The 6,895-nt window shown below is 41.9% G+C and carries 3 protein-coding genes and 2 pseudogenes; 3 read left to right on the top strand and 2 right to left on the bottom strand.

Features of this window, described 5'->3' with window-relative positions:
* Positions 1-151: 151 nt before the first annotated feature.
* Positions 152-1,321, bottom strand: coding sequence for an RtcB family protein (locus DXA05_RS21435; RefSeq protein WP_087318717.1), 1,170 nt, complete (start codon positions 1,319-1,321; stop codon positions 152-154).
* A 206-nt stretch (positions 1,322-1,527) separates the two neighbouring features.
* Here DXA05_RS21435 and DXA05_RS21430 point away from each other — a divergent pair, with 206 nt between their 5' ends.
* The 3 genes and pseudogenes from DXA05_RS21430 to DXA05_RS21420 all read left to right on the top strand — a co-directional run bounded on the left by DXA05_RS21430 (position 1,528) and on the right by DXA05_RS21420 (position 3,990).
* Positions 1,528-2,460 carry an SDR family oxidoreductase gene (locus tag DXA05_RS21430; RefSeq protein ID WP_087318718.1) on the top strand — a complete coding sequence of 311 codons (933 nt, stop codon included), beginning with the start codon at positions 1,528-1,530 and terminating at the stop codon, positions 2,458-2,460.
* A 569-nt stretch (positions 2,461-3,029) separates the two neighbouring features.
* Positions 3,030-3,305 carry a LysO family transporter gene (locus tag DXA05_RS21425; protein ID WP_004315294.1) on the top strand — a complete coding sequence of 92 codons (276 nt, stop codon included), beginning with the start codon at positions 3,030-3,032 and terminating at the stop codon, positions 3,303-3,305.
* A 65-nt stretch (positions 3,306-3,370) separates the two neighbouring features.
* Positions 3,371-3,990: pseudogene (locus DXA05_RS21420) on the top strand (lysine exporter LysO family protein).
* Positions 3,991-4,085: 95 nt separating this feature from the next.
* Here the strand turns inward: DXA05_RS21420 and DXA05_RS21415 are convergent.
* Positions 4,086-6,712 (bottom strand): annotated as a pseudogene (locus DXA05_RS21415) (helix-turn-helix domain-containing protein).
* Between the last annotated feature and the right edge of the window lie 183 nt (positions 6,713-6,895).

Here is a 6,895-nt window from a genome sequence, read left to right as displayed (position 1 = left end):
TTTGCTAATTTCCCAAGAGTCCGTATCTTTGCAATGTGTTTTTCATAGTATTAGATTTAAGGTTAACAAAGGTTGGAGCAAGGCGTTGCTCCTTTTTTTATGCCTATACTCCAAATTGCCTTTGTTTTCCTCTTCTTGGTACATCTGTCGATCACCCTTTAATAACTGCCATTGGAGCAAGTTCCACCAATGGTTTCACCAAATCCCGCTCATTCGCTATCACTTGCGCAATATCTTTATAAGCTCCCGGCGCTTCATCCAGTTCATCCTGCGAACGGAGTCCGTGAATGATTCCTTGCTGGTTCATTCGCTCTTTCTCTTCATCCAGTGACAAACGGCGACAGGCATCTTTTCTTCCCATCAATCGGCCGGCACCATGCGAACAGCTTTTGAAGCTCTCCGGATTACCCAGTCCTTCAACGATATAGGATTTAGTACCCATAGATCCGGGGATAATACCAATCTCACCTTCATAGGCACGCGTAGCTCCTTTTCGGTGCACAATCACATCCTGATCGAAATGGTTCTCCCAGGCTGCATAGTTGTGGGCAATATTAATCATAGGCTCAAAGTCCGCTTCAGGTTTCACTGCCTGAATGGCTTCACAGATACGGGTCATCATCAACTGACGGTTGGCAAAGGCAAAGGCCACACAGTAGTTCATTTCACGGAAATAATCCTTTGCCATCTGCGTCTCCATTGGCAGGTAAGCCAGTCCCGATACCATTTCAGAATACCATTTCTCATTCCAATATTGCGCAATCTTATTATAGTGATTGGCAACCTTCAAACCAATGTTACGGCTTCCGGAGTGAATCATCACCCACACATCAGACGTTTCGGTATCTTTCTGAATCTCAATAAAGTGGTTTCCTCCTCCCAAGGTTCCTATCTGCTTCAAACAAGCCTCGTACTGATTCTTCAATATAGGCATCTCCTCAAGGTCGAATCCTTGTGGAAGTAACTCCTGGTCTTGCTTTTTAGTATGATGATCGAATCCCAAGGGAATGGCCGCACGAATCTTCGACATGATGGAAGTCAAATCCGTATAACTAAAATCTTCCGCTTTTCGATTGGTCTTAATCGCACACATTCCACAACCGATATCTACTCCCACAGCATTGGGAACAATCACACCCTTCGTAGCCAACACACCGCCAATTGGCATTCCTTTTCCTGCATGGGCATCAGGCATGATGGCGATATGTTTAAATGCAAAAGGAAGTGAAGTCAAATCCATAATCTGCGACATACAAGAGTCTTCTACTTCATTCAACCAAAGCTTAGCGGGCAAACGTGTTCCCATAATTACTTTTTCCATACTTCTTTTCTTTTATCCATTCATATAAATCTCGTTATCGGGAGCAAAGTAAGATGGGAAGTACGAAATCTATTTGCGCAATGGATATTATTTTCTATTTTTGTAGAAATATGTGCAAAAAAGTCGTGTCTCCGCAATGATTGTATCATCAAAAAGTCCGGATATGGCGCCTTGATATCTATAACACTATATATAAATAGAACCTAATGAAGAAGATATTGATTATCGGCGCCAATGGATTCACCGGACGCCAAATATTGAATGATTTGTCTGTTCATGCACAATATAAGGTAACGGGGTGCTCTCTGCATCCGGATATTCTTCCGAATGATGCAGGGAAATATCGTTTCATTGAAACAGATATACGGAATGAAGCGGACATTAAGCGTCTTTTTGAGGAGGTTCAGCCTGATGTGGTCATTAATTGTTCCGCCCTGTCCGTACCGGATTATTGCGAGACGCATCATGAAGAGGCTTATCTTACTAATGTGACCGCAGTGAGCCGACTGGCTGTTTTTTGCGAAGAATATAAAAGCCGGTTCATTCATCTATCGACGGACTTTGTTTTCGAGGGAAAGATGTTTGTTTTCGATGAAAAGATAAATGAAGATGCCGGACTGTTGTACACAGAAGAAGACATCCCCACTCCCGTCAACTATTACGGATATACCAAGTGGAAAGGAGAAGAGAAAGTGGCAGAAACTTGCAGCAGTTTTGCCATTATCCGTGTAGCAATCGTTTATGGCAGAGCGCTGCCGGGACAACACGGTAATATTGTCCAGTTGGTAATGAAGCGTTTGAAAGCCGGGCAAGAAATCCGTGTCGTATCCGATCAATGGAGGACACCGACTTATGTTGGAGACGTATCGGATGGTGTACAACGTTTGATAGCACATACAACGAACGGTATCTTTCACATTTGCGGCGATGAGTGTATGAGCATTGCGGAGATTGCTTATCAGGTAGCAGATTATATGGGACTGGATCATTCTCTTATCCATCCTGTCACGACAGAGGAAATGAATGAAACCACTCCCCGTCCCCGTTTTAGTGGAATGAGTATCGATAAAGCACGGACAATGCTTGGATACGAGCCACAGAAGCTAAAAGAGGTTCTTGCGAACTGGGAACATTTATAAGGAAGAGGACAGATTACCAATTATTCAAGGATTATCCATCATTTTACGTAAACAGAAAACTACAAGAGGAATTCTGTGGTTTCTATTTATATAATAAGAGAATCCTCAAATGGTGAACAGTGGCTATTTACACAAAATGCGGGATAGTGCCCAAATTGAAGACAGTGGCAGAATTGGAGACAATACTACTTTTTACAACAATCTATTTCATTCCGAATAATTCTTTCGCTTTATTTATTGCATATTTATTTTGAAAATATGCAATAAGTTATTATCTTTGCACCAAAATCAAAAAAGACCAATGATGAATCAAACATTACAACTACATAACGCTAATCTTTTTCTTGCAGGAATACCGACTTTCTGTAAGTCTTGCTGCGTGCATGTACATTGGTTCAGTGGATTCATCTAAATTACCCTATTATTTCTTAACTGGAACTATCTGCTGACTTGTTTCACTATTCACAGCAGTATTCCTTTCCGATTTTCAAGCAGATGTATCATCTTCTTTGAAAATTCTCTTGTGTGTTGTCAATAATCAGTTTAACCTAACCAAAAATATATACATTATGTTCTCTATTATATCTACTATGTTTTTAGGAATCGGCATCGGTTATGTATTACGTAACTGGAGTATCTTGCAAAAAACAGAAAAGACAATTTCTCTTACAATATTCTTGTTGCTCTTCATTCTCGGTGTGTCTATCGGTTCTAATAGCCTGATTGTAAACAATCTCGGTAAATTCGGATGGCAGGCAATTGTTCTTGCCGTGTCCGGTGTATTGGGAAGCCTGATCGCTGCCCGTCTGGTACTGCAATTGTTTTTTAGAAAAGGAGGCGAATAATAAAAAAGGAGTCTGATTTCTTTTAAGAGGAAAAAAGACGCGTTTATTCAAGAAGGAGGTGAACAATGAAAGGAAGTTTGATCGTTATATTATTCTTTTGTGTAGGTTGTGTCATGGGAGCTTTCAATAAGTTCCAGTTTGATACGCACACTGTTTCGATGTATATACTTTATGCACTAATGCTGCAAGTGGGAATCAGTATCGGTTCTAATAAGAACCTGAAAGCGATTGTTTCACATTTGCATCCTAAAATGCTGTTGATTCCGTTGGGAACGATTATCGGTACGTTGCTGTTTTCTGCTTTAGCAAGCCTGCTATTGCGCCAATGGAGCGTGTTCGACTGTATGGCAGTGGGAAGCGGATTCGCATACTATTCGCTCTCTTCTATCCTTATTACCCAGTTCAAAGAGCCTTCTATCGGGCTGCAACTGGCTACGGAATTAGGAACTATCGCACTGTTGACTAATATTTTCCGTGAGATGATGGCACTTCTCGGTACTCCAATCATCAAGAAGTATTTCGGGAAACTGGCTCCTATTTCAGCGGCAGGAGTCAATTCGATGGATGTACTCCTGCCTCCATCAGCAGATATTCGGGAAAAGAAATGATCCCCATCGCTATCTTACACGGTATTCTGATTGATATCAGTGTTCCTGTTTTCGTTTCTTTTTTCTGTAATCTCTGATATTGCTTGCGATGGTTTGACAAGAGCAAGAATGAGCATTGTGAACGAAAGACTGAGATATTTTTATGTTTGGGGCTAGGTCCAGAGATAATTAGTTAATGCCCGGAAACAGCCAATACAAACTTTATATCAGCATAGGAGACATCGTCTCCTAATGCTGCCTTAATGGCAAATATTCCCATGTATTCATGTTCTTCCAGATGCTTACGAATCTTCGCCAGATTTTCAGCTTTCACTACTTTCTCCACTTTAATCTTTCCTAAACGGACATAATATTCCAAATGACCGGCAATGGTTCCCGATACCAATTCGCGAGCTTTGGCTATTTCATCTATGCTCATTCCCTGGCAGAACATTTCATAGCTGACTAATTTTGTATCTTTTTTCTTCTCCTTCTCCGCTTCTTTTTTCTGTTTCTCTGCTTCCTTCTTCTGTTTTTCTTCCTCTTTCCGTTGCTTCTGTTCTTCTTTCCGTTGCTTCAGCTCTTCCCGTCGGCTTGCGGCTTCCCTATTATCAGAGATGAGCATATCCATTATTTCCGGTCTTTCCAATTGATTTTCCGCCATATACTTACGGACAATGCCTAATATTTCAAGTCCATACCTTTCCACCCCTTTTGCTCCGAAATAGGGTATCGCTTCCAGAGCTCTTGGATTATCCGGTAGCAGATTCACAATTCCCATCAACGCTTTCTGCTGCATAATAACATACGCAGGAAGATTCACCTCACGTGTTTTGGCTGTCCTCCATTCAGACAGGGCGCGATAAAGCTCCGGATGCAAAATATCCGTAGGCACTTCCACTTTCACCTTTTCAGCACCGCTACGTGTACGCTCTTTCCGTTCCTTCCGCTCTTTCTTTTCTTTCAACGCTTTCGAAGAACCGGAAGAAGAAGAATCATCCTCAAGACTCAACATTACTTTAGCCTTCAACTTCAAATAATCCGTAATAGCGAATCTCTCTCTTGCAGACACAGCCTCCAACAAAGACTCTTTAATCCACAACGCATCATCCAACGCCTGCATACGTTCCGCCAACAGCTTTCTCAACTCTTTATTATCAAGAGGCATATTAGTCTTATTATACAAAGCCCGAATCGGCGCCAACTCTTTATGAAAATATCTGGCCCCGGAACGAATCCGCTCCTGTAACTCCTGATTCGTCGCATAGTCTTCACTCTCATGTATCAACCGGGTATACTGGTTACGAAAACGCTGGGACACTTCCACTATTTTCTCTTTGATGCGAGGTTCCAATGCCTTATATTCTGCCAACTGCTTCGGAAAGAGCTTATACAAATCTTCATCTATCAAACGAAGCAATCGTTTATAAGCCTGATCGATCGAATAGAAATTAAACAAATCACTCAACAAATCAAAGAAATACGCCTTTTGCATATCGTTCAACTGCTGACTGCCCGGCTTATTCTGCTCTACCGCTTTGGTGAAATTATCCACCGTAGCATCACTAATAATGGCTTCCCTCCGCAAAGGAGACTCCAACACCATCCCTTCCAAAGTCTTGCAACGGCTCAACGCTACATAAGTCTGTCCGTGCGCAAAAGAGTTACGCGCATCAATAATGGCACGCTCAAACGTCAACCCCTGACTTTTATGTATCGTAATGGCCCATGCCAGACGGATAGGATATTGACGGAACGTTCCTTCTATCACTTCCGTGATTTCCTTTGTTTCCTCATTCAGTACGTACTTATAATTTCCCCACTCTTCCGGCAACAACTGAAATTCTGATTTATTCCCCTTCCCCCGCACAATAATACCTGCATCATTAACAGTGACCACCTCACCAATCATACCGTTATAATATCGTTTCTCGGACGATGGATCATTCTTCAGGAACATAATTTGCGCTCCTTCCTTTATTGTCAGGAGTTCATCCGCAGGATAGGAATATTCGGGGAAATCTCCTTCTATCTCGCACGAAAATGATACGCCTTGCCGGACAAAGATGCCAATTCACGGTCATTTACTTTCTGTGCCTGATAATTATGTGTCGTCAGCCGAATATATCCTTCTTCTTTTTGTGGCTGGAAACCGGGCTGATAACGACGGTTCAGTTCATTCAGCACTTCATCGTCAGCCTTATTTTCCCGGATTTTATTTAATAAAGACAGGAAGAATGTGTCACTCTGCCGGTAGACTTTTTTAAGTTCAATGGTCATATATACCGTTTCTTTCAACGCATGGCTCGCAAAGAAATAAGGGGTTTCGTAATGCTTCCTCAACAGTTCCCACTCATTATCTTTCACGACGGGAGCCAATTGCTGCAAATCTCCAATCATCAACAGTTGCACCCCGCCAAACGGTTTCTCTCTATCGCGATACCGCCGCAGAGTTGCATCCACCGCGTCCAACAAATCGGCACGCACCATACTGATCTCATCAATAACGAGCAAATCCATGCTACGAATTATGTTCCGCTTTTCTTTACTGTAACGGTAATGTGTTTGGGAAGAATTAAAGGTAGTTTCCGGCACAAAAGGGGCAAAAGACAACTGAAAGAAAGAATGAATCGTTACTCCTCCCGCATTGATGGCTGCGATCCCTGTCGGTGCTAATACAACCATGCGCTTAGGGGTGTGTTCTTTCAATCGTCTAAGAAATGTCGTTTTTCCGGTTCCGGCTTTTCCGGTAAGAAATAAATGTGTGCCTGTATTTTCTATGAACTGCCAAGCTAGCTGCAGTTCCGGGTTATTTTCCATGAAAGTTATATTGTTTTGTGCAAAGGTACAGAAAACTATATAGAGATTGAAATAAAAGTAGCAAACTTTTTCTGGTAGAGATGAGAAGCAATCGGATAAAAGAAAGTCCCAGTCGTTTTCATTAAATAACGACCGGGACGAGAGAACAATAAAAACACCAAATGTTGTGTTATATGCTTTGAG

The organism is Bacteroides sp. AM54-2NS (assembly GCF_003602935.1).
Taxonomy (GTDB): domain Bacteria; phylum Bacteroidota; class Bacteroidia; order Bacteroidales; family Bacteroidaceae; genus Bacteroides; species Bacteroides xylanisolvens.
This window is presented reverse-complemented; position numbering and strand designations above follow the sequence as displayed.

What these genes read in the sequence shown, in the direction of transcription:
- DXA05_RS21435 (WP_087318717.1), bottom strand. Translation starts at nt 1,321, where the DNA reads ATGGAAAAAGTAATTATGGGAACACGTTTGCCCGCTAAGCTTTGGTTG.
- DXA05_RS21430 (WP_087318718.1), top strand. Translation starts at nt 1,528, where the DNA reads ATGAAGAAGATATTGATTATCGGCGCCAATGGATTCACCGGACGCCAA.
- DXA05_RS21425 (WP_004315294.1), top strand. Translation starts at nt 3,030, where the DNA reads ATGTTCTCTATTATATCTACTATGTTTTTAGGAATCGGCATCGGTTAT.